This window comes from Pseudomonas sp. RW409 (assembly GCF_003184125.1).
Classification (GTDB): Bacteria; Pseudomonadota; Gammaproteobacteria; order Pseudomonadales; family Pseudomonadaceae; genus Aquipseudomonas; species Aquipseudomonas chlororaphis_I.
Genome location: NZ_QHHP01000041.1, coordinates 1,076,232 through 1,077,030, shown reverse-complemented (window position 1 = coordinate 1,077,030; position 799 = coordinate 1,076,232). Strand labels below are relative to the sequence as shown.

Annotated in this window: 2 protein-coding genes; both read right to left on the bottom strand. The window is 62.1% G+C overall.

Annotated elements, in window-relative coordinates:
* A partial coding sequence (locus DK261_RS33415; RefSeq protein WP_256597607.1) for a contractile injection system protein, VgrG/Pvc8 family occupies positions 1-346 on the bottom strand: 346 nt, incomplete at its 3' end.
* 134 nt (positions 347-480) lie between these two features.
* Positions 481-799 (bottom strand): Hcp family type VI secretion system effector (locus DK261_RS25350; RefSeq protein WP_218278188.1); only part of this gene is annotated, 319 nt, incomplete at its 5' end.

Here is a 799-nt window from a genome sequence, read left to right as displayed (position 1 = left end):
TCGGCACCGTGAGGTTCTGGAAGATGCGTTGGTTGATGCGGTGCGCGAGGTAGGCCAGGTGCGGGCGCACGGTCACCGAGTAGCGGGTCAGGCGCTTGCCGGAATCGCCCTGGGCGACGCGGTAGATCTGCCCATGGATGCCGGTGCCGTTCTGCGCCAACTGCAGGAAGGCCGGTTTGTGCAGCAGGCTTTCCAGGTCCAGGGTGGCCTGGGCGCTGACCAGCTCGACCTCGAAGGCAAAGGGCTGGCTGATGGCTTCCCGTCCGGTGAAGGACAGGACCTGGAGGTCGTTCGAAAGCCCCTCGATGGTCAGGCTGAAGTGAGTCTGATTGGCCGGCGCGAACATCCCTTGTTCCTCGTGCAGTACTGCCGCGTGGGTCGAGCCCGGGGCCGGGCGCCGACGAACGCAAGAAATCCCTTATGGCGTAAACAACATCGACCAGCAGAGCTGGCCGATGTTGGTGTAACGGTCGGCCGGACTTAGCCCGCGACCGGGGAACGCCAGTCGTCGGAACCGGAAGTACCGGAGACTTCGTGGGTCCAGGTGATTTTGCGGTAGGTGAAGTGCACGTCTTCCAGGTGGGTGAAGTGCGAGTTCGATGGGTCCTGGCAGTTGTGCATGTAGTCTTTGATGTCGACGATGATCGCGTCTTCCAGGGTGGTGGTGTAGTAGTGCTCCTGGGTGCCGGCAGCGGAGGTGCGGTACCACTGGATTTCGATCTTGGTCAGACGCTCACCGGAAGTCAGGGCAGCCAGCAGCAGTGGCGAAGCCTTGTCGAATACCTTGGTGATGACCACA